Genomic DNA, 22,685 nt, shown 5'->3' with positions numbered 1-22,685 from the left:
ATCAGATATCTTTCCCGCTTTTGGCGAGGAACGCAAGCAGCAAAAAACAGCCTGCGACCACCCCAATCAAAGGCAAGTCCGAAAGTTCGCGCAATACCATGCGCAAAAGACGCACCATCTGCGAACTCGCAAAAGCATACCCCACGCTGCACAGCACAACAAACAAAGCAAAGCGCCCAATGAACGGGATGCTTTTCGTGATGCGCTTGAAATAGTTATTGATGCAGGCGCCATAGAGCATCAAAAGCGTTGCAATCAGCCCGACCGAAATTGAATTCAAATGGGCTCTCAAAAAATTCGCGAACTGGTGAATATAAGGTTGCATAATTCCAATAAATTAGTGTAAGTCTCTTAGCAGTTCATCAAGTTGCTGTTCCACGTGCAATTTATCGCCATCGTTCATAACCGTGCGAATCCGCTTGCCCGGAAAAAGCTCCGGAGCACAGGCGCCACGCTGATTTTCAATACGGCGTTTAGCATCGCTTTCGCTGAGGCCACGCAGCACCAAGCGTTCCAAGCGAACGCATTCAGGCGCATCGACAATCCAGATTTCGTCAAGCATTTTCACGAGCTCGGGCGCACGCGAGAAAAGCGCAGCCTCCACGAACCGGCACTTGTCCGCGACTCTCGTCAACTGCGTGGCACTTTCTTTAGGACAGTCCGCATCATTCCCTGCATCCTCGGCAAAAAAATTTGCAACAGCAAGGTTCAAGTACGGGTAAACAATCTGCTCCAACTTCACGCGGGCTTTTGCATCCGCAAAAACGCGGTCTGCAATCAGCGCGCTATTCACGCCCGTCGGCGTCAAGCATTCTTCGCCAAAGTACGCCGCCATTTCAGCGCGCAGCCCCGCCGAATCGCGGTAAAGTTCATGCACTTTGCAATCGGCATCAAGCACCTGGAAATTACGCGCACGCAGCAAGGCCCCGACAAAGGACTTGCCCGCACCTATCGAACCCGTAATTCCAATCTTCAGCATAACGCCACTACTCCGCGACCTTTAAAAATCAACGTCCGAGCGAAATCAGGCACAAGCCAATGACCACGCCCAACATCGCAAAAAACTTCGTCTTGCTCTTGCGTTCCTTGAATATAAGAATTCCCGCCAAGAAGCTGATGAACACACTCGAACGACGCAGCACCGTAATGATCGAAATCAACGCATCCGAATCGCTCACCGCCAAAAAATAGCAACGGTCTGCAATAATCAACAGCGCCGCCACCGCCAAGAACGACCAACGGAACTGAAACGGAGTCGTCTTTTTACGCGTCGGGTACCACGTGAACATAGTCGTCAAGAACTGCACCACGCACATGTAAATGCTGAACCAAACCTGAACCGTCAACGGTTCAAAATTCATGCGTTGCAAAATCAGCTTATCGTAAATGCCGCTGCAAGCCGCCAAAATCGTCCCGAGGAGCATCGCCACGACCCAGCCGTTGCTAAAGAAATGCCCCATTTCCTTGCGACCCGCAAGCGAGAGCCCGATGTACGAACAAACGCAAACCGCAATACCGATCCACTGCATCACCTGCGGACGCTCGCCGAGGAATCCGACTGCGATCATGATTGTAAACAAAGGAGCAAGCGCACGAATCGTCGTCGAAATGCTGAGCGGCATATGCGCAATCGCGCTGTACGTGAAAAGCCAGCTTCCGCCGACAATCACCGACTTGACCATCAAAAACAGGTGGTCATGCAAAGTCAGCGGCTCGCAATGCCCGGTCAAAAGCACCGGCAACATCAAAAGCGCGTAAAAAACGCTGCAGAGCAAAAGTACCGGACGGACAGCGTTATCCTGAACCGATTTCTTCTTAGCCAAGTCGTAAAAGCCAAGAAAAACCGCCGAAGCAAAAGCCAATATTAACCATGACATAACGCGCCAAATTTAAAAAATACCGCCCAATCTTTAAAGACTTTGCTATTATTTAATAAGAAACCAATCATAAAGGGGACTCAAAAATGAGCATTAAAAATAAAGCAGCTTCACTCATTGAAGAATTCAAGGCATTTGCCTTCAAGGGTAACATCGTCGACATGGCTATCGGTATCATCATCGGAGCCGCCTTCGGTAAAATCGTCAACTCCTTCGTGAACGACATCGTCATGCCGCTCGTCACTGCAGTCATTGCCAAGTGCGGCGGCCAGAACGCAGGCGAAGGCATCAAGACGCTCGTCTACACGACCTCCGAAGGCATCGCCATTCCGTACGGCACGTTCATCGGTGAAGTCCTGAACTTCCTCATCGTCGCATTCGCCGTCTTCCTCATGATGAAGAAATTCCTCGGTTTCATGCAGAACATGCGCAAGAAGAAAGAAGCTGAAGCAGCCGCAGCTCCGGCAGCACCTCCGGCACCGAGCGCCGAAGAAAAGCTCCTCACCGAAATTCGCGACTTGCTCAAGAACAAGTAATATAGAGGGGGACAAAAAAGCCCCGATGCAAAAAACGCGCAACCCAGTTGCGCGTTTTTTTTCAAATCTTCAATTCAATCATTGAGTCCGCTTTAAACGGCAGATCTTCCGCCTGCGGCGTTGCTATCACGACCTGGCATTCCTTTTCGCGAATGAGCGAAGCGACCGCATCACGGCGGTTCACATCAAGCTCGGCGAAAATATCATCCAGCAAAAGAATCGGCTTTGTCAGGTAGCGCGACGCCACATCGACCGCCGCAAAGCGCATCGCGACCGCCGCCGAGCGGCATTGCCCTTGCGACCCGACAGAACGCATCTCGTAGCCCGAAGCACACAGAGCCAAGTCATCTCGGTGCGGCCCCGCCATTGTCATTCCCTGCAAGCGTTCCACGAATTCCAAATCCGCAAGCTTTCGCGCAAACGCATTCCGCAGCATTTCCTCGCTCACGACATCCGAGCCGTCCGCCGCGCTCCCAGCGACATTCCCGGAACCGTCCGCAGAACATTCCGCGCACTCCCCGCGAGCAATTTCAACAACACCTTCAGCAGCACCCGTCGCGCCCGATGGAATTTCATCCATCATCTCATCGGATAGCGGGTCCGCCGCATCGAGCGCATCCAGCGTCTTGAGAATCGAGCTTTTGTAAGCACAAGTGATTTCATCCACCCCGCCCGAAAGCTTGCGATAGTACCGCGTAATAATTTCCGAGACTTCTTTCGAAAGCGCCAGTCGTGCAGCCCAAACTTTTGCGCCAAGGTCTATTAACTGCAGCGTTAAAACGCGGAACAAGTCTTCACCACCAACAGCAAAGCCCTTCTGCTTAAATTCCTTGAGCCACTTGTTACGCTGTTGCAACACACGCCTATAGTTGCGCAACGCTAAAGAATTTGCGGACGAACGAAAACAGAGTATTTCATCGAGCCAACGCCTGCGCACATCAGGCCCGCCACGCAAAAGCTCAATGTCCGAAGGCTGCATAATCACCGCCGGACACGTCCCGAAAAACGCAGCCGGAGACTTAAGAGTTTCACCGTTTTCACGAACCTCGCTCCCGCGAGAAAACACGCGAAGCGCTCGCATCCGCTCGCGCCCCTCGTCATAGAATTCACCGCGCAGAATCAGTTCGTTCTGTTTCCACGTAATCAGTTCACGCAATTCATGCGACCGAAACGAGAACCCCTGCGCAAGCAAGTAAATCGACTCCAAAATCGTCGTCTTGCCGCAGCCATTCGGTCCGCAAATCACATTGATGCCAGGCTCGAAGTTGCAGTCCATAGATTCTAGACTGCGCATCTTCGAAATGAACACTTTGGAAATCAAGGAATGTATCCCCTAAGCCCAATGGTAAACGGAGTCCAGATGCCCGCACGCGATTCATAGAGGAACGCATAATCCACTTCAATCGGGAATCTCTTGCGGCCCACGCGAATTTCAAACTTGTAGCCAGCACCGAACATCCAGTCCAGATCGTCCATACCCACGCGGAGCGTACCGTTCGGGATGATTTCGCAATCAAAGCCCACGCGACCCGTCCAAACATGGAGTTGCGGGTCAAAAGCCAGAAGCGTATCGGCCACCTGGTAGTCAATCGCTTCCATCCATGCGCCCACATTCTTTCCGAGTAACTTTGTGCGGTAGCCAAGCCCAATCTGCAATACCTTCGGGCGCACGCCCTCAGTTGACGCCAGCGAATTATCCTTGCTCGGATTTTTCGTCCACTTTGCAGACAAGTTTTTGCTAAAACTCAAGTTGCGGATGACCACAGAAGAAGACCACTTGTCATTCCACTGACGGAACCAGCTCAAGTTAATCGTCACCGGGCTGCGGAAAGAATCTTCCATTTCAATGCCATCGAAATACTGCGCTACATCCAAATTATCATAGCTCATCGAAAGCGAAAGGCCAAATGCATCTCGGCGAGTCGCACGGAAAGCAAAGCCCAAGTAAAACATTGAGAAGAACGGCTCTGCCGTACCCAACGTTTCATCGTCATCGTCAATCACCTTGAAATCCGAGTCGCCGCGGTAAAGCATCGCAAAGCCAACGCCCATGCGCTTGCCGACCTTGCCTTCGATACCGAATGCACCGCCCACGCGGTCCAGGTCACGCCTTTCAAAGTTCATCGTGATACCAATGTCTTCACGGAATCCAAGCAAGGCTGGGTTCCAGAAAGCACCCGGCATAGAAGCCGTATCCGCCGTACCCGTGTTACCACGGCCAAGTTCGCGGACACCGCCGCCCATACGTTCTACAAAGCCGTCAAAGCCGCCAAGCTCAGACTTTTTCGTAAATCCAAGCGCCATCGCTGAAGAGGCAAACGCGCCCACCGCCAAAGCCGTAACGAGAAGATTTTTCAACTTAATCATCTGAAGTTACCTCCAAGCGTCATAGCCTTGCCCCAGCCAATGTGGCCGTGATTGTCCTTCACCCTGATGTAGTAAACACCCATCGTGCAATCCTTGCCGTGGTCATCTCGACCATCCCAAAAATCTTCCTTCGGATTCGTGCTGCGTACCGCATCTGCATTGCGCACCGCATCCTTTACAATCGTACGTACCTTGCGCATATCGTAGCTGAACACTTCAATCGTGATTTTAGATTCACGCCCCACCTTGTACGAGACAAGCGCTTCGTCCCCCGGCGTAATCACAGATGGCACCATGCGAATGGAACCTAGGTTGTTGTCAAGCTTTGCGCGGTTCAAAACCACATTCCACGTAGCGCCCGAGTCGGCCGATACAGAAACACCGTTTCCATAAGTGGCAATCGCAAGCCCTGTCCTATTCTTCGAAATCGGGAATGCACACATCGACGTAATGATAGACTTGCGATCCGTTGCTCCCGTTTCATAGCCGTACAGCCACTGGTTCTTGCCGTCTTCATCCTGTTCCCATGCTTTTGCACCAAGCGAATCCAGTTTGAGGTAACCGCTAATCGAGCCACCTACCGCGCGCACCAGCACAAAGGCCGTCTTTCCGATAAAGGCGACATCGCCCACCGTGTAATCGGCTTCGTCATAGATATCCTTCTTCTGCACCTTTCCAGCCGTATCAAGGAAATCCACCTTGGCAAAGTCGCTAGCCTTTTCGCCATACATGCGCCAAAGTCCGCCCACAACGTTATCGTCCTTCTTGTAGGCCGTTTCAGCAATAATCTGGAGCGGAGAGCCGCCCATCCAGAGCCCCGTCACGCGGGAATCCTTGAGGTTTTTCGAAACATTTTTGAGTCCGCTCGAAGACTTGACCCAAATGCCCTTAGCAGTTGCAAGCCAGAGTTCGCCCGTTTCAGGGTGCAAACGCACATCAAAAACTTCAGGATTGTTTTCCAAATCCAGTTCGCCATTGTCCTTGAAAACCTCAAGCGCACCCGCCTTCAGGTTCAGGACAAACGTCGTATCTGTAGCGCCTTTTTTGCTCGATACGTCGTGTACCATCAAGCCCAAAGCCCCACGAGCCGCCCAAAGGCGTTTCGACGTCGAATCATAAGCAAAGCCGCTCATCGTATACTGCATCGGCTTTTCCACATCAGATGCAGCCGTCGGAACTTCCACCGGATTTTCAATCAGGTTGTTCAAATCAAGGATGGTATAAAAACCTGCCGGTTGCAAGTAGCGGTCGTTCTTGTCCATCGCAAACATCGGCATCACAAGCCCGAGTTTTGAGCCCGTATAAACCACCGGGAGTCGCCTGCGTTCTGCAAGTTCATCTTCAAAGATTCCGTCTTGCACTGCCGTGAGCGTATCCGTCAGCACCTGAGCCTTTTTCGTCGATTCCGTCACCACGGAACCGTTATCGGCCACCCTAAAATTCAACAAGGTCATGCCGCTGTAGGTATTGTCGCGCGAGAACGTCCACAAGGCGCCATCGCCACCAGCAGGCCCCACCGCAAATACATAGTTACTAAATAGAGTTTCGCCCGCAAGAGCATTTGTACACAACGTTCCCCCCACAAGGAGGCTCGTAATCATGTTTTTCATCTTGCCCAATTTCACAAGTTACCTCATATCGATTTCGTCAACGCCCGCGACGGACTTGTACTTGAAATCATCGTTAGAAACCTTCTTGACAACCTTCATGTCAATAATGCCATACCAGGTTGCGTTCCCCGCAGGGTCTTCCGTAAACAGGCGCACCGGCGAGAAGTCTTTCTGCGAAAGCCAAACTTCCATCTTGGTAAACTGCCCGGCATACTTCGCAGGGTCGAGTTTCAGCACCCAGAGCTTTTTCCCGGCAAATTCGCCTTCGCTCATTCCAAGCGCCTTGCAATTCAAATACTTGAACAAAAGTTCCGAAGGGTGGAGCGAACTTGACAAGTCTTCCACCGCCTTGATGAGCACCTGCTTCTGGTCCACATTCCACTGCCAAAGGCTCTCGCCATCGCTATAAAATTTAATCCCCGAAAGGTCAAGCTTGAATTTGTCCCCTTCGGCAACAACGAGGCTCCCCGACTGAGTACGGATATCCGGAGAATCCGCCTGATACACCTGAGCCCTAAAACTGAGACTCCACGCTTTACCCGACTTAAACCACGCCTTGGATTTGTCCAATACCTGTTCTGCCGTCAACGCAAAAACACCTTGCACTAACGCAAGCGATAAAAAAACAAAAAAACGGGGGGAGAATTTCATATCCACCTCTATTGAAGACGTTAGTAAATTTACAAAACTAGAGCCAGCAAGACTTTGCATATCCGTATTTTTGGGGTACAACTAACAAAACATTGGTCTCTCTACAAAGATATTTCTATCTTTTGCACGTAAAAATCAAATAAATCTTTTTTGGAAGGATTGTATGCGTAAACTCATTTTGCCGATTGCCCTGGCCGCTACCGGTTTTGCCCTAGCCGCCGACATCGAAATCCACGGTAACGTCGACTTTGACTATGCGAGCTACTTCGATAAGAAATTCGACCCCACCAACGCCGCAAACCAGGACATTGACTTGTCCGTGACGGCAAATCTCGACGAAAACGTTTCCGTGACCGTGTTCACGAACACCAAGAGCAATATCACGAACTCCGACCAGGCTTCTGAAATCCGTCATGGCCTCGCCCGTTCGACCGCCATCACAAGCGACAACGACCGCTACACCGCATTCAACTTCGATGGCGTGGAACTCCGCTGGAAGCCGTTCCAGGACGTAAGCTTCGTATTCGGTGACTTGACCTACAACGCAGGTACATTTAATTATTACTTCTGGCGCGATCCGAGCCGTTACGCCGTCATCTCCCGCGACCAGAGCGTCCGCGGTTTCGGTGTCGAAGTCGGCAACAACAAGTTTGGCGACGGTAAGTTCTACATCGGCGCTACCGATGACAGCAAGGCCGCAATCGCTGTGTTCGGCACCTACGCCCTCAAGCTTTTGAACCGTCCGGACGAACACTTGACCATCACCCCGAGCGTGGACTGGGTCTTCGGTTCTGAAGTTGGCCGCGGCTACACCTACTTCTTCGGTACAGAACTCGACTACTCCAAGAGCCTCGAAATCCTCAACTACAGCATCTACGCTGTTTACGGCATCCACCCGTACAAGGGCGAATCCGTCCACTCCTTCCTAGTTGAACCGAGCCTCAACTACGGCATCTTCAACTTGGGCCTCAACTACTTCTACGCCATCGTCAACAAGGACGAAGGCTACAAGGCCGCCGACCAGATGTTCACCGAAGACCAGATGCTCTTCGCCGTTGAACCGAGCTTCAACATCACAAAGAAGTTCTCTCTCGGCTTGAGCTTTGAATACCACGATCCGGACGCCGAAGTAAGCAAGGATGAATTTGAATTCCTCGGCATGAACTTCTACGTCTACCCGACACTCAATACGAATCTCGTCTTCTGGTTCGGCTACAACTTCAGCAAGGACCAGAACCCGGTTGTCGGCAAGTCTAAGTTCGCCCTCGGCATGAGCGCACACGCCGATTTCTAATCAGTGGTTAGTTATTAGTCAATAGCCATTAGACGATTATTATTAGATCCCCGACACCCCGTCGGGGACTTTTTGTTCATCCAAAGAAGCCTTGCGACCAGGGAACAAACAACATAACACGTCTGTAAAACGCCAAATTTTTCAAAAATGCCATTTTTTACGTGAAACAATCAACCTTTTTACACTTTTTCACGTAAAGAACGACAACTTTAAGCATTTAAGCCAACTTTTGCCATAAAAAAAAGCTGCGAAACGGCTTTTCGCCCTCTTTTCGGGATTAAAATGTTCAAATGCAGCCCAATTTAGCTTAATTTATATTCAAAATTACGTGAAAATCACTCATTTTATTCCGCTTTTCACGTAAAACAGCGAAAAATCACATTTTAGTTTATATAAAGCCGTATTCTACGGCTCAAAAAAAAGACCCGCCGCGCATCCGCGGCGAGCCTTAAACAGTCTTTAAAATCCGTTACGAATTAGTGACCGAGGTACTTACGGCCAATGCCGAAGTTATCCTTGTATTCGATGTAGTCCGGAACAAAGCCCTTCGGGTAAGAGAAGCTTACGTTCACAGAGCACTGGAATTCGTTCATCAACTTGCCCTTGCCCTTGAACTTCTTCTGCTTCTTTTCAATCTTTTCATCACCCTTCTTGCCTACGAGAACTTCGGCTTCGCACCAGCCCGTGTTGCCCTTGGCATAGACTTCCTTGCCATCGGTAGAAACGAGCTTGATCTGGGACGGGTCGAGTTCAGTGTTGTTACCCGTAGAAGCCCAGAACTGGAGTTCACAAGAGAAACCATTCTTAGCCGGCTTGATCGTCGGGAGAGCCATCACGTAGCCCCACTTGTCCACGCGCTGCTTGCCGCTCAAGTCCGGAACGTTTTCACCGAAGATGAGGAAGTAACCGCGAGTGACCTTACGGCTCTTGTTCAAGGCAGTCTGGATTTCCTGGTTGGTCGGAGCCATTTCAGCCATGCGGAGGAGCAAGTATTCCTTCACGACCGGATCGTCTTCGCCCAAAGCTTCCTGCAAGTTGCGAGCGACATAGAGCTTTTCAGTTTCTTCACGGATGCTCTTGATGGCAGATTCTGCAATGTGGCGGGTCTTTGCGACAGATTCAGCAGAGTCGATCTTTGCAAAAGCATTGATGATCGTTGCGTAGTCAACGCCTTCCTGGGCGGCCTGGCGCTTACCTATATCGCCGAGCGTCTTGACGTATTCTTCAACAGTGGCGTCTTCCTTAACCTTACCGATGTTCGAAGCAGCCTTTTCAAAATAGTTGTTGATGAGATCGCTGCTCAAGTCCTTCTTGGATTCCATATCACCGGCACGCACGAGAGCGAGGGTGAAGTTGTCAAAGAATTCATCGGACATTTTGCCCTTCTTCTTCGCCTCAAGATAAGAGTTGATAGCATTGCGGAAACGGCCTTCCTTAAGGTGTTCGTCGCCGCGCTTTTCGTTAGTACCCTTACAGCCAGTCATCGTCAAGGCGACGGCAGTAGCCAAAGCAGCAATGAAAATCTTCTTCATTTTGTATCCTTCAGATGAAGTTTTGGTAAAAAATATTGAAAAGGACTCTTTATCAGGTTAAAAAATAAAATTCACCCTTTCAGTTGAAATTTAAATAAATAAATTTATACATACCTATTTTTATAGGTAAATTTTTATTTGGAGTGTATAAAAAAACAATGAATATACTCGTCGTAACTCCAGAAGCGGGGAACTGGAAGGTACCGAGCCCCCTTGCAACTGCAGTAAACTGCATGACACAGGCATTTGCCAATGCCGGGTCCCAGGTTATTACCTGTTCGCCGTTCTACAAAGACCATATTGTAGACCCCGACAAGTATCATTGCGTTTTCAAGGGCGTCGAAGCGCTACAGGACAAGCCGTTTGAGGTCTGGCGTTCTGACGACGATCCACTCCACACTTATATATACAACGAGGAATATTTCGGCAGACCCTACGTTTACGGGCCACCGCACTCGCTGCCTTACAGCGACAACCACCTGAGATTCGCCATGTTCGCATCCGCCGTACTCACGTACTGCGCCCAAAGCGACTTCAAGTTCCAGGCAATTCTCGGACACGAATGGGGCGGAGCACTCGTCGGCGCTCTTTGCCACACGGTCTACCAGGAAACATTCCACAACATCCCGTTCTTCTTCAACGTCCATAACATCACCTACGACTTCCACGTGCAGCCGAGCGAAATTGAAAAGATTGGCCTCCCACGCAAGGACTTCAACATGGACGGCTACGAGTTCTGGGGCAAGGTCAGCCTCCTCAAGGCGGGCATCCTGTATGCAAACAAGGTACTGTTCCCGTCTTCGGGCTATCGCGACGCCATGCTCAACACGAACCTCCCCGGCGGCCTCAGCGGATTTTTGAACCGCAACAGCGAAAAGCTCCTCGGCATCCAGTTCGGCGTGAACTACAAGTTCTGGGACTTCAACGACGAAGCAAAGCGCCCCATCAAGGAAGCGAAACGCACCGCAAAGGCGAGCCTCGGCCGCCAGTTCGGCATGGATCTCACGAACAAGCTGATTATCTACAGCCACATGGACATGGATTCGGGCAACGCCTCCGAAACGCTCGCCACAATCCTTTCGGATATCGCGAAGGAAAACGCCCTCATCATCGTGGGCATCCCGCCGGAACACCCCGAGTGGAACTACTACCAGGAAGTTTCTCACCAGTACGGCAACTTCATCCGCATCCTCCAGTTCGATTCCGAAGAAGCGAACAACAGAGAAAAATTGCGCGATACACTCGCCGCATCAGACCTTTTGTTTGCAGCCAACCTGCAAGAGCCGTCCGCCTCGATTATCCTCAAGGCCATGGCCGCAGGCACGCTCCCACTCACGGGCCGTAACGTAGGCATCGCCAGCATGCTCACCGACTACACGCTCGAGACCGCAGGCGAAGCAAATGCGTTCCTCGTCGACGATGCCAACGCCCCGCACCAGATGCTGCGCCGTATCAAGGACGCGATCACTGTGTACAACACGGAAGTCGCCGATTGGGACAAATGTGTCGTGAATGCGTACAGCGGATTCCACTACGAATGGGCGAAGACAATTTCAAAATATTTACTAATTTTGGGTGAACTGGGGCTTTAGCTCAATCGGTTAGAGCCACGGACTCATAACCCGTTGGTTCCCGGTTCAAGTCCGGGAGGCCCCACGAAAAGCATTACCTAACAAGGTAGTGCTTTTTTTTCTTTTCCAATCCTTTTCATCGGTAAATAACTTATTTTTATAAAAACAAGTCCAAGGGAGCAATATGGAGAAAAAAGGGTTTTCCCTTATCGAATTAATGGTCGCAGTCGTCATCATGGGCGTCCTTGCAGCCATCGCCGTACCGAAACTTTTCGGTCTTTTCGACAAAGCCAAAGCTTCCGAAATCAGCCTTGCCGCAGGCACCTACACCAAGTTACTAGAGACATACGTTTCAGAACACGGCAAGGGGGGCAGTTGGCACGACATCGGTTACAAGTCTCCCGCAGGTAACAGCCGAGGAATTGCGGGCTCCACAAATTTCCTTTACGACGCCACGGAAGGCATTTACAACTGGGCCGCAGAATCTACCGTGAACCTGAACGACTGCACGACTGGCAACAAATGGTTCATCAACTACTCGCTCGAAGGTGGCTCCCAACACGTCTTTTTCTGGGCCTCCAACACCGACGTCACCAAATGCAGTGACGCATTGACTCCGAATTTTAAACGACTGAGCAACACGACTACGCCCATCACAACACCCGGCGGAAAAGAATAAAAATTGTTTCCAGACGTACACAGTAAAAAGCGGGCTCGTGTTTTCACGCCCGCTTTTTTGAATGTAGATTTATTCTGTAGAAAGGGTAAATTATGAATCTTTCAAAAATCGGCATTTTTGCATTTGCAACTCTCGCCGCTATCTCCGCAGCACAGGCTGGAATTAGCGGTTCTATCGTTGATGAATCCGGCGCTCCCATCCACAACGCGGCTGTCACCGTTAGAACTCTTCCGAAGCTCATCGCCAACGCGCGAACACTCACAAACGACAAGGGTGCATTCAGCTTGAATAATGCCAAGAAAGGCCAAAGCATCGTCGTACGCAAAGCGGGATTTTTACCCGAAACACTCAGCGTCATTCCCGGCAAAAAGAACTACGGCAACATCACGCTAAAGCGCGACCCGATTGAAAACCGCATCGACAGCATCATGGCAAAAATGACACTTGACGACATGATTGCACAAATGACGCAAGCCAAAGCTCCGGCCGTAAAATGCGGCAACAGCATCTGCGGATCCGCACTCGAAGGCGGCGGTGCATATACGGCAGACTTTTATACCAACGCCTGGAAACAAAAAATACCTGTCATCTACGGCAAGGACAACGTCCACGGCGTCGCCGACGTGAATAACGCAACAATCTTCCCGCATAACATCGGGCTCGGCGCCACGCGAGATTCCGCACTCGTTCGTAAAATCGGACAGGCCGTCGCCGAAGAAATGTGGGCCGCGCATATTGACTTGAACTTCGCCCCCGCCATCACTGTTCCGCAAGATGAACGCTGGGGCCGTGTGTACGAAGGATTTGGCGAAACAACGGAACTCGCCGTTGACCTCGGAGCCGCATTTGTACGCGGCCAGCAGGGAGACAACAATGATGCCGAATGGCGCGTCATCACCACGCTCAAGCACTTCATTGGCGACGGTGCCACAGATAACGGTTACGACCGCGGGAACGCCACGATGACAGACAAAGTCCTCCGCCAAAAGTATTTACCGCCTTACGAAGCAGGCGTTGAACAAGGCGCCCTCAGCGTCATGGCAAGTTTTAACCAGGTGAACGGCATCCACCAGCACGTGGACTCCGCAAAAATCACGGGCATTCTCAAGACCGAACTTGCATTTGACGGTTACGTCATCGCCGACTGGGAAGGCATCGAAAGCTCTACAACGCCAGGCGCCGCAGGCGATTACTCGCCCGGACTCGTCACCGGAATTTCTTCGAAGGACGCCATCAAGAACGCCATCAACGCAGGCCTCGACATGGCAATGGTTCCGCAATCAGCAGAAGCATTTGTCCGCAGCATGAAGGAGCTCGTTGCATCGGGTGCGATTAGCGAAGAACGCGTCAAGGACGCTTGCCGCAGAATCTTACGTGCGAAAATCCGCGCGGGCAGGATTGACAATCCAAGCGGCCCAGCCGCTTACGTTGGCGTCACAAAGAACATCGGCAGTGCAGAGCACCGCCAACTCGCCCGCGAAGCTGTGCAAAAGAGCCTCGTCATTTTGAAAAACAAGAAAGTACTCCCGCTCAAGACTACAGACAAGATTTTTGTCACCGGCAGCCACGCCAACAACACCGGCTTACAATGCGGCGCATGGACACAAGGCTGGCAAGGCACCATGGAAAACGTCCCCGGCGCAACATCTATCCAGGCAGGCTTTGACGAAGTCGCAAATGGCGCACGCGTCGCCACCGCCGAAGAAGCAAAGACAATCGTCTATGTTATCGGCGAAGTTCCGTACGCCGAGTGGTTCGGCGACTACCGCGGCGACGATTTCAACAACAAAATCATCACCAAGAAAGCCAGAACCGACATGTCGTTCAACAGCACCGACAACGACATCGCACAAATTAAAGAATGGCAAAAAGCAGGCCATAAAGTGGCCGTCGTGCTCATCACCGGCCGCCCGCTCCCCATCACCTCGCTCATCAACGTAGCCGACGCATTCGTCGTCGCATGGCTCCCCGGAAGCGAAGGAGCTGGCGTTGCGGATGTACTCTTTGGCAAAGTCAAGCCCACGGGCAAACTCCCGCACACTTGGCCCAAAGACGCCAAGCAAATCCCGATCAACGTTGGCGATGGGAAAAAGGGACTCTACCCGTACGGATTCGGGTTGACATACTAAGCGTCGAAACCCGCCTCCAGCATGCACTTCTGCGCAAAGCAGTTGGCCTCGTCCTCTTTTTCGGGATAGTTGTGCGTGATTTCGATGTTCTGTAAACAGATTCCCTTCTTGCCATGGTAAAGCACATGCGCAAGTTCATGGAAGAATGTAAACCACATCGTTTCACGCTTTTTAAAGCGGTCGTGCAATTGGATTAGCGGGACATCCTTGTACCAACGGTACATGCCGTGAATCGGCGAGCTCTTGAAATTCTGTACAAAAAGCACGCGAATACCTATTTTGCGGCATAACTCTTGCAAGCCAGTCATGCAGTCGTCAACCACTTCCGCCTCAGGCGTCCAGTAGGTGATACGCTTTTCGCGCTTCGGCAACTTCTTGTTTGCAGCCGCAAACGCAATAATTTCAGGAAGCGCCGCCTTAAGCTTTTTACGAACCGCAGGCTGCCCCAGCTTTTCCATCGGATCCTGATCCGACAGAATCTCGCCTCGGCGAATCCATGCCGAAGTCGCATACGGGTCCTTTACCTCCGCAAGCGAAATACGGAACGCCACCTTCAGTTGCGCCTTTTTGTAATAACCATCCCATGCCTGCGGAGATGCCACCGCAAAGAACTTCAACAGAGGCATCAAAGATTTGCTTTCATCCTTTTTTTGTCGAACCCATTCGCGGACATCAAGTTCCACGGGGAAAGACTTTTTCCAAAGGGACTGATCCATAAGCGAAGCCTTAATTTTCTCACGCGACAAAAATTCGTCGTAAGCCATCTGACTACGCAGCCAAAACCCAGCAGGTATTTCCGTAACCATTTCAAGAGAAATGGCCGATTCGGGCGTGATTCGGCAATTTCCCTGTAAAATGTCATTCACCGCCTTGGGCGTGTAGCCCATGCGTGCAGCCAAATCATTGGCATCAAGGCCCATTTCTTCAATTTTTTCAGCAAGATGCCGCCCAGGTGGCGTCACTACAGCTAATTCATCACATCTATAAACCTGCATTTAATCCTCATAATTTTAATGCACCTATAATATAATTCAAAATTTTAATAGAAGCAAGAGGTGCATCATTTCAATAAACACACCAACAAAAGTCCGCCCCCTTGACAGTGAAATTGCGAGGAGTATAAATTTAAGGGCGTTAAAATTTTCGAAAAATTAAAGGAGTAAAAATGGAAGGATTTATGAAATTTCAAATATTTATTTCAAGCGTACAAAGGGAATTTGCCGAAGAACGCAAACAGCTATTCTCATACTTAACGAACGACCCAATATTGTCGTTATTTTTCAAGCCATTCATCTTTGAAAATCATCCAGCAAGCAACAGCAAAACCTATGACATTTATCTTAAAGAAGTCGAGAAAAGCGATATATATCTAGGACTTTTGGGTAACGAATATGGCACGGCATCGAAAAACAGCATATCCCCCACAGAAAAGGAATACAATCTTGCAAACAAGCTACATAAAACATGCCTTATATTCATCAAAAAAGACAATTCACAAAGACACCCCAAAGAGATAAAATTCATTCAAAAAGTTGAAAAGAACAACGTGAGGCGTTCATTTACCGACTATGATGAATTGAAAAATGCTGTATATAAAGCCCTTGTTCTTTACATGGAAGAGAAAGAACTCATTCGAACAGGTCCTTTTGATCAAGCCAAAAATAACGAGGCTACCATAGACGATATTGACGAAGAGAAAGTTCGAAATTTCATCCAGCTTTCAAAACAAAGACGTAATTTTAAACTAAGTTCCGACACCCCCGTTGAGAACTTCTTACGACATTTAGATATGATTGATGAAAAAGGCAAATTAGCCAACGCATCCATTCTCCTTTTCGGCAAAAAACCTCAAAAATTCTTTATCACCTCAGAAGTAAAATGCGCCCAATTTTATGGAAACAAAGTTGAAAAACCAATTCCTTCATTACAAATCTACAAAGGCGATGTCTTTCAACTGATTGACCAAGCAACGAGTTTTGTACTGAGCCGCGTTGACAATTGGATAGGAACAAGAGCACAAGGCCTAACCGCAGCAGTCCCCACACATCCAGAACTTCCTATGGAGGCCGTAAAAGAAGCCATTGTCAACGCAGTCTGTCACCGCGACTACACAAGTAAAGCAAGCGTTCAAGTAATGCTTTTCAGAAATCGTCTAGAAATTTGGAATCCAGGACAATTACCACATGGACTAACAATAGATAAGCTCTACAAGCCTCACAAATCTCTTCCTCATAATCCTCTTATCGCAGAAGCCATGCAACGTTGTGGATACATAGAAAAGACGGGAACCGGGACAGGAGACATTGTAAAGCAATGCCTACAATACGGTTTAAAAAAGCCTCTATTCCAAGATGACGACGACTTTAAAACCATCATCTGGAGAAAAGAGACACAAGAAATTTCCAGAAACGAATCCGAAAACTCACCAATGGTTACAGAAAAGGTTACAGAAAAGGTTACAGAAAACCAAAGAAAAATTTTATTGATAATTAAGCAAGATCCGTCAGTGTCTCAAGACGAAATTGCAACTATCGTAGGAATCAGCCGCATTCATGTAAATAAGAATATGAAAAAAATGGAACAAAAAGGAATCATTAAACGTGTAGGCCCCGACAAAGGCGGCCATTGGGAGGTAAAATGAGTACTACATCTAAAATCAAAGCTTCCTATAAAAACCATATTGGTATTGTAATAAACCTCAAAGAAATTGCACAACACTCCCAAAGAAATTATATATTACGCTTTGTAAACAATTAGGGATGTGTAGAGCAATGAGAATTCCTTTTAACCAGCCTCCCTTCGTGGGGCCTGAAATTGATTATGTACGGAAGGCCGTTGAAAGCGGCCGTATCTGCGGTGATGGGCAATTCAACCAAAAATGCCACGCCTGGCTGGAACAAAAAACGGGTGTCGCCCGCGCATTGCTCACCACAAGTTGCACCCACGCTCTTGAGATGTCCGCACTTTTGTGCAACATCCAGCCCGGCGACGAAGTCATCATGCCGTCGTTCACGTTCGTCTCGACCGCCGATGCTTTTGCCATGCGCGGTGCAAAATGCGTGTTTGTGGACATCCGCCCCGACACCATGAATATTGACGAAAAACTGATTGAAGACGCCATCACAGAAAAGACTCGCGCCATCGTCCCTGTGCATTATGCAGGCGTCGGCTGCGAAATGGATACAATCAACGCCATCGCCAAAAAGCACAATTTATTCGTCATCGAAGACGCCGCGCAAGGCATGATGGCCACCTACAAAGGTCGTTCGCTTGGTTCACTCGGGGATTTCGGTTGCTATAGTTTTCACGAGACAAAGAACTACAGCATGGGCGAAGGCGGAGCCATTCTCATCGCCGACAAAAAGTATTCCGACCACGCCGAAATCATCCGCGAAAAAGGAACGAACCGTGTGCAATTCCACCGCGGTGAAGTCGATAAGTACACATGGGTTGAACTCGGCTCGAGCTACTTGCCGAGCGAACTCAACGCAGCCTACCTCTACGCAGAACTCGAAAACGCTCAAAAAATTTTCGACAATCGCATGGCAAGCTGGAAGGCCTACCGAGAACGTTTACAGCCGCTCGCCGATGCAGGCGAGCTACAGCTCCCGTACATTCCGGCAGAATGTTGCCACAACGCGCACATGTTCTACCTGAAAGTCGCCGATCTCAAAACACGAACAGCCCTCATTGCGCATCTCGTCAAAAATGGAATTCTCGCAGTATTCCACTACGTGCCGCTCCACAACGCCCCCGCCGGTAAACGTTTCGGGCGTTTCAATGGCGAAGACCGTTACACCACCCACGAAAGCGACCGTCTGTTACGACTCCCCATGTTCTACGGATTAAAGCCAGACGATCAGGAATTCGTGTGTGATAAAGTAAAGGAATTTTTCGGGAAGTAAAAAGAAATGGAGCAAAGCAATCCTCAAAAGAAACTCTTGCTATTAGGCGGCAGCCATGCTGAAATTCCGCTCATTCAAGCGGCACATGAACTCGGCTGGTACGTGATTACCACGGGCAACAACCGCGATGGACTTGGTCACCCTTACGCCGACAAGACCGTTTTTGCAGACTTTAGCGACAAGGACGCCATGCTAAAACTAGCCAGCAATGAAGGCGTGCAATCCGTTTGTTCCGGATGCAACGATTTCGCTTTGCTTTCAACAGTTTACGTTTGCGAAAAATTGGGATTGCCAGGGCACGATTCCTACGCGACAAGCCTTGAGCTACACCATAAGGACAAGTACCGCGCACTAGCCACCAAACTCGGCATTCCGACACCGCGGGCAATTACAATTAAAGTTGCCAGCACGGATTTCGCGGGGGAAACCGAAGCGGATTTTGACGCAGCGATAGCGCAGCTCACCTTCCCTATCATCGTCAAACCCGTTGATTTGACTGGTGGCAAAGGCATCCACCGAGCCGCCAACATCGAAGAAGCTCGCGCGGCCTACAAAGATGCCTGCAGCCGCACCCGGCAAGACCACATTGTAGTCGAAGAATTCGTACAAGGCACAAACCATGGATTCTCCGCCATGCTCGTGAATGGCAAAGTCGCATTCGCCTTTGCCGACAACGAACAGTATTACCTCAACAAGTACATGGTCTCGGGAGCAAACACGCCAAGCACCACAAGTGCAGCAGGCCTCGCCAAGCTCCGTGACTACAGCGAACGCATCGCCCGCGAATTACACCTCGTCGATGGCATTTTGCATATCCAGTACATCGAGCGTGCTGACGGCACGCCAGTCATCATTGAGATATGTCGCCGACCGCCAGGAGATCTGTACATCAAATTCGTCAAATACGCCACCGGAATCGACTACCCAAAATTCATCGTGATGGCAGAAACAGGAATGGATATTTCAGGTATCGCCGATATTCCCACGCAAGGATTCTGGCTCAGGCACTGCATTATGGCGGATCGAGAAGGAATTGTCCGCGATGTCACCTTTGCTCCAGAAATTCAAAAGAACATCGTTGAAAAATTTCTGTGGTACAAGCCGGGCGAATCTATTTCAGATAAGCTTTTATACAAAGCAGGCATCGTATTTTTCAAGTTCAACACCCTCGCCGAAATGCAAGACAAAACCGCAAGAATGGTCGACCTCGTGAAAATAATCACCGAGTAATTTAAGATGCACCCTTCGGCAAGCTCAGGGAGCATTCTCTCGTCTTTCGTCTCTCGTCTTTCGTCTAATCCTTTACTATATTCAAAAACGATGAAAAAAGAACCTTACCAAATTGCGTTTATCGGAGGCGGAATCAATTCAGCCATCGGCGAAGTCCATAAGGCGGCAAGCCAGATGGACGGCCATTTTGAACTCGTGGCCGGCGCATTCAGCACACACGAAGAAACAAACCGCGAAACCGCCCGCACCTGGGGTGTTTCCGAAGAACGCACGTACGCGAAATATCAAGATTTATTGCAAGCAGAAAAAGGCAAACTCGACGCCATCGTAGTGCTCGCACCGACAGACTACCACAAAGACATAGTCATCGACGCACTCAAAGCAGGCTTCCCCGTCATTTGCGAAAAGTCGCTCGCCACAAGCGTAGCCGAAGGCGAAGCCATTGCAAAAGTTGTTGCCGAGACAAAAGGATTTTTCTGCACCACATACAACTACACCGGTTACCCGATGATCCGCGAACTCAAGCAGTTCATCGCCGATGGCAAGCTCGGAAAAATCCAGCAAGTGCAAGTCGAAATGCCGCAAGAAGGCTTTATGCGCCTAGGCGCAGGCGGCGAACCGCCCAAGCCGCAAAGCTGGCGACTCAAGGACACCGTGATTCCGAAGATTTCGCTTGACCTTGGCAGCCACCTGCACAACATGATTTACTTTTTGACCGGCGAACGCCCGGAACACATCGTCGCCGACCAGACAACCTTCGGACTCTTCCCGCAAATCGTTGATAACGTGGGCGCACTCGTGCAATACACGAACAACGTCCGCGCACAAATCTGGTTCAGCAAGACTGCACTCGGCAACCGCAATGGGCTGCGCATCCGCGTTTACGGCAGCGAAGGCAGCGCCGAATGGTTCCAGCTAGAACCCGAAACGCTCAAGACGTGCGACCTGCGCGGCAACGTTAGCCTCCGCGACCGCACCGGTGACGTCAAGATAGCCAACCAGCAGCGTTACAACCGCTTCAAGGCAGGCCACCCCGCCGGATTCATTGAAGCATTCGCGAACTACTATAAAGACATCGCCGATTGCCTCAACCAGTATTTTGCCACAGGCAGTTTCAAAAGCCAGTACGTATGCGGCATCCGCACATCGCTCGAAGGCCTTGCCATGATGCAAGCCGCCGCCAAGTCCGCCCAAAGCAACAAGTGGGAATCCGTTCAGCAAAGGTTCTAGATGAAACTCTCTTTTGTAATTCCCTGTTACCGTAGCGAAAACACAATTTCGGCTGTCATCCAAGAAATCCGCGAAACAATCGCCACGCGCCCAAGCACCGAATACGAAATCGTACTCGTCAACGACTGCAGCCCAGACAACGTATGGCAAGTCATCAAGAAACTCGCCGCCGAAGACACGCACATCAAGGGAATCTGCCTCGCCAAAAATTTCGGTCAGCACAGCGCACTGATGGCTGGTTACGGACAAGCTACAGGCGATTACATCATTAGCCTCGATGACGACGGACAAACGCCCGCCAGCGAAAGTTTCAAGCTCGTCGACAAAATCGAAGAAGGCTACGACGTCGTTTACGGCTATTACAGGCACTCCGCGCAACACCTGTTCCGCCGCTTTGGCAGCTGGGTCAACAAGAAAATGGCAGAAGCCATCATCGGCCAACCCAAGACACTCCACACAACGAGTTTCTTTATCATGCGCAAGTTCATCGCCGATGAAATCGTGCGCTACCCCCACCCCTTCGCCTACATCAGTGGCCTCGTTTTCCGCGCCACCAAGAGCCTCGGCAACGTAGAAGTCGAACACCGCCACCGCATAGAAGGCGAATCCGGCTACACCCTCACAGGCCTCATTCGACTCTGGATTAACGGATTTACCGCATTCTCAGTGAAGCCCCTCCGCGCCGCCACCTTCATCGGCATTCTCTGCGCCCTCGTTGGCTTCGGAGCAGGCCTCTTTGTCATTTACAAAAAACTCATGTTCCCCGAAGTCCCCGTTGGCTACACCAGCATGCTCGCCACCATACTCTTTACCGGCGGCATGATCATGCTTTTGCTAGGGCTCATCGGCGAATACATCGGCCGCATCTACATCAGCATCAACCAGTCACCGCAATACGTTGTGCGCGAACGGACGTTTTAGATAGTTCCTGACGGTATAGTTCCTCTATAAATGCGGGGCCATCCCACCAAAGCTTGCTACTTTCATTATAGAGCATTTGTCCCGTATGCGAGCGTAAAAAGCCAGGCAAAACATCGGATGCATCACAACCATCCTCTTTTGCTATGCTTTCAACAACCATCGTAGTAAGCAAGTCAATGGCTGCATTAATGCGATCAGTCATTACATCCATACACGTTCACTCCCCATAAACGACAGTTGGTTCAATGCGGCATTAGACTTGAAGCAATACTGATTCTTTAATCGCTCTGGAAGTAACAACCGAATGCAAATATCATCTGCAGAGGCAGAGCCAATCTCGCCAAACGCATTCGCCATATAAGTCACAATCGTACTATTGGTTGCATCATTTGCAATTTTGCCCCCAATAACATCATATTTAGAGCAATCTCCCAGCACATCAGCGAAAACATTTTTCTTCCGATGAGCGACTACACAATGAAGCCAAGATGAATCAGCAGTCTCATAAATTTTGATATTAAGATTGACGCCTACATTATACCGAAATGCAGAGACAACGCCAAATCTTTGACTTGCGACAACGCCATTTTCTATAGCCTTCTGCGTAGAAATTTTAGCAAAGGATTCGGCCTGTTTCTTGTCAGTTGTCAGGTAAAAGCCTTGACCAAAATCCTTATAACGAGCGCACATCTGTAAATCAGGAGTTTGTACTTCGCAAAAGCTACCATGGTAAAGGATGTCTCCATCTTTCAAGATATCAACCACAGATAGCCCCCTTCGCGTCAAGATACTGCTTTACATCGTCAAGTACAGCTAAATCACCCTCTACATGGAACAAATCCCACATCTTCGCGATATAATGATACACCCCCTTTTCTTCAAAAAGGGTTGCAACCTGCGGAATCGACATTTTCCACCTTTCCGCCGCAAGACGCGTAAGCCTAGTCTGCATATAGATGATTTGCGATTTTTCGTCCATCGTTAATAAAATATATAAAAACAAACCTAAACCGGATTTTTTCACTTTTCAATAAACCAAACCCCTCGATTTCGAGGGGTTTAACCGCAAAAAGCCAAAATTTGACCATATTCCACATATATAGGCTGCATCATAGGACTTTTAATCTATATTACAACCATATTATGACCGCGA

The 22,685-nt window shown here is 49.8% G+C and carries 22 protein-coding genes and 1 tRNA gene; 11 read left to right on the top strand and 12 right to left on the bottom strand.

Translation table 11 applies throughout. From position 1 onward, the window contains the following. Position 1 precedes the first annotated feature (1 nt). Genes FSU_RS15960 through FSU_RS12370 form a run of 3 tightly spaced genes read right to left on the bottom strand, consistent with a single transcriptional unit; the run spans position 2 to position 1,877 of the window. Positions 2-325, bottom strand: coding sequence for a DUF3392 family protein (locus FSU_RS15960; RefSeq protein WP_015732191.1), 324 nt, complete (start codon positions 323-325; stop codon positions 2-4). Between the two features lie 12 nt (positions 326-337). Then, on the bottom strand, positions 338-979 hold the full coding sequence (locus FSU_RS12375; protein ID WP_014546728.1) for a dephospho-CoA kinase: 642 nt from the start codon (positions 977-979) through the stop codon (positions 338-340). A gap of 28 nt (positions 980-1,007) precedes the next feature. After that, positions 1,008-1,877 (bottom strand): DMT family transporter, encoded by an 870-nt coding sequence (locus FSU_RS12370; protein ID WP_014546727.1) that lies wholly within the window; start codon positions 1,875-1,877, stop codon positions 1,008-1,010. Between the two features lie 86 nt (positions 1,878-1,963). Between FSU_RS12370 and mscL the strand changes: the two genes are divergently transcribed. Then, entirely contained in the window at positions 1,964-2,413 is a 450-nt protein-coding gene (gene mscL / locus FSU_RS12365) for a large-conductance mechanosensitive channel protein MscL (protein WP_014546726.1), read from the top strand. Positions 2,414-2,474: 61 nt separating this feature from the next. Here the strand turns inward: mscL and recF are convergent, their stop codons facing one another. From recF to FSU_RS12345, 4 genes are read right to left on the bottom strand one after another with little or no spacing between them, the layout of a single operon-like run. Then, complete coding sequence (gene recF, locus FSU_RS12360) at positions 2,475-3,734, bottom strand: DNA replication/repair protein RecF (protein WP_014546725.1); 1,260 nt, start codon at positions 3,732-3,734, stop codon at positions 2,475-2,477. Beyond that, positions 3,731-4,780: a PorV/PorQ family protein gene (locus FSU_RS12355; protein WP_014546724.1), complete on the bottom strand. Its 1,050-nt coding sequence runs from the start codon at positions 4,778-4,780 to the stop codon at positions 3,731-3,733. Before FSU_RS12355 ends, recF begins: the two co-directional genes overlap by 4 nt. Further along, positions 4,777-6,390, bottom strand: coding sequence for a hypothetical protein (locus FSU_RS12350; RefSeq protein WP_244263638.1), 1,614 nt, complete (start codon positions 6,388-6,390; stop codon positions 4,777-4,779). The genes FSU_RS12355 and FSU_RS12350 overlap by 4 nt, the downstream gene beginning before the upstream one ends. Before the next feature lie 18 nt (positions 6,391-6,408). Then, positions 6,409-7,041, bottom strand: a complete 633-nt coding sequence (locus tag FSU_RS12345) for a LolA family protein (RefSeq protein ID WP_014546722.1) — start codon at positions 7,039-7,041, stop codon at positions 6,409-6,411. A gap of 163 nt (positions 7,042-7,204) precedes the next feature. Between FSU_RS12345 and FSU_RS12340 the strand changes: the two genes are divergently transcribed. Then, positions 7,205-8,335 carry a hypothetical protein gene (locus tag FSU_RS12340; RefSeq protein WP_015732190.1) on the top strand — a complete coding sequence of 377 codons (1,131 nt, stop codon included), beginning with the start codon at positions 7,205-7,207 and terminating at the stop codon, positions 8,333-8,335. A gap of 476 nt (positions 8,336-8,811) precedes the next feature. On the opposite strand, the gene FSU_RS12335 is transcribed toward FSU_RS12340, so the two are convergent. After that, positions 8,812-9,867: a hypothetical protein gene (locus FSU_RS12335; protein WP_014546720.1), complete on the bottom strand. Its 1,056-nt coding sequence runs from the start codon at positions 9,865-9,867 to the stop codon at positions 8,812-8,814. Between the two features lie 158 nt (positions 9,868-10,025). Here FSU_RS12335 and FSU_RS16140 point away from each other — a divergent pair, with 158 nt between their 5' ends. From FSU_RS16140 to FSU_RS12310, 4 genes are all read left to right on the top strand, one after another. Further along, complete coding sequence (locus FSU_RS16140) at positions 10,026-11,459, top strand: glycogen synthase (protein ID WP_014546719.1); 1,434 nt, start codon at positions 10,026-10,028, stop codon at positions 11,457-11,459. Beyond that, positions 11,450-11,523, top strand: a tRNA-Ile gene (locus FSU_RS12320). Before FSU_RS16140 ends, FSU_RS12320 begins: the two co-directional genes overlap by 10 nt. 99 nt (positions 11,524-11,622) lie before the next feature. Then, positions 11,623-12,117 (top strand): type II secretion system protein, encoded by a 495-nt coding sequence (locus FSU_RS12315; protein WP_014546718.1) that lies wholly within the window; start codon positions 11,623-11,625, stop codon positions 12,115-12,117. A gap of 92 nt (positions 12,118-12,209) precedes the next feature. Beyond that, on the top strand, positions 12,210-14,246 hold the full coding sequence (locus FSU_RS12310) for a glycoside hydrolase family 3 N-terminal domain-containing protein (RefSeq protein WP_014546717.1): 2,037 nt from the start codon (positions 12,210-12,212) through the stop codon (positions 14,244-14,246). On the opposite strand, the gene FSU_RS12305 is transcribed toward FSU_RS12310, so the two are convergent. Continuing rightward, complete coding sequence (locus FSU_RS12305; RefSeq protein WP_014546716.1) at positions 14,243-15,241, bottom strand: HigA family addiction module antitoxin; 999 nt, start codon at positions 15,239-15,241, stop codon at positions 14,243-14,245. The two genes, FSU_RS12310 and FSU_RS12305, sit on opposite strands and share 4 nt — an antisense overlap. 170 nt (positions 15,242-15,411) lie before the next feature. Between FSU_RS12305 and FSU_RS12300 the strand changes: the two genes are divergently transcribed. The 5 genes from FSU_RS12300 (at position 15,412) to FSU_RS12280 (ending at position 21,532) form a co-directional block, all read left to right on the top strand. Then, positions 15,412-16,887, top strand: a complete 1,476-nt coding sequence (locus tag FSU_RS12300; RefSeq protein WP_014546715.1) for an ATP-binding protein — start codon at positions 15,412-15,414, stop codon at positions 16,885-16,887. Between the two features lie 118 nt (positions 16,888-17,005). After that, entirely contained in the window at positions 17,006-18,151 is a 1,146-nt protein-coding gene (rffA, locus tag FSU_RS12295) for a dTDP-4-amino-4,6-dideoxygalactose transaminase (protein ID WP_014546714.1), read from the top strand. A gap of 6 nt (positions 18,152-18,157) precedes the next feature. Beyond that, positions 18,158-19,381: an ATP-grasp domain-containing protein gene (locus FSU_RS12290; protein ID WP_014546713.1), complete on the top strand. Its 1,224-nt coding sequence runs from the start codon at positions 18,158-18,160 to the stop codon at positions 19,379-19,381. 6 nt (positions 19,382-19,387) lie between these two features. Continuing rightward, positions 19,388-20,611 (top strand): Gfo/Idh/MocA family protein, encoded by a 1,224-nt coding sequence (locus FSU_RS12285; protein WP_014546712.1) that lies wholly within the window; start codon positions 19,388-19,390, stop codon positions 20,609-20,611. Further along, a complete protein-coding gene (locus tag FSU_RS12280; protein ID WP_014546711.1) occupies positions 20,612-21,532 on the top strand; it encodes a glycosyltransferase family 2 protein in 921 nt (306 codons plus the stop codon). On the opposite strand, the gene FSU_RS16135 is transcribed toward FSU_RS12280, so the two are convergent. The 3 genes from FSU_RS16135 to FSU_RS12270 are packed head-to-tail and all read right to left on the bottom strand — an operon-like array spanning position 21,489 to position 22,556. Continuing rightward, a complete protein-coding gene (locus tag FSU_RS16135) occupies positions 21,489-21,743 on the bottom strand; it encodes a hypothetical protein (RefSeq protein ID WP_014546710.1) in 255 nt (84 codons plus the stop codon). The genes FSU_RS12280 and FSU_RS16135 overlap by 44 nt on opposite strands. Beyond that, positions 21,734-22,297 carry a DUF3990 domain-containing protein gene (locus FSU_RS12275; protein WP_014546709.1) on the bottom strand — a complete coding sequence of 188 codons (564 nt, stop codon included), beginning with the start codon at positions 22,295-22,297 and terminating at the stop codon, positions 21,734-21,736. The genes FSU_RS16135 and FSU_RS12275 overlap by 10 nt, the downstream gene beginning before the upstream one ends. After that, a complete protein-coding gene (locus tag FSU_RS12270; RefSeq protein WP_208854517.1) occupies positions 22,290-22,556 on the bottom strand; it encodes a DUF3791 domain-containing protein in 267 nt (88 codons plus the stop codon). Before FSU_RS12270 ends, FSU_RS12275 begins: the two co-directional genes overlap by 8 nt. Positions 22,557-22,685: the final 129 nt, after the last annotated feature.

The organism is Fibrobacter succinogenes subsp. succinogenes S85, assembly GCF_000146505.1.
Taxonomy (GTDB): domain Bacteria; phylum Fibrobacterota; class Fibrobacteria; order Fibrobacterales; family Fibrobacteraceae; genus Fibrobacter; species Fibrobacter succinogenes.
Note: the sequence above shows the minus strand (reverse complement) of the source record. Positions and strands in the feature narration are given on the sequence as shown.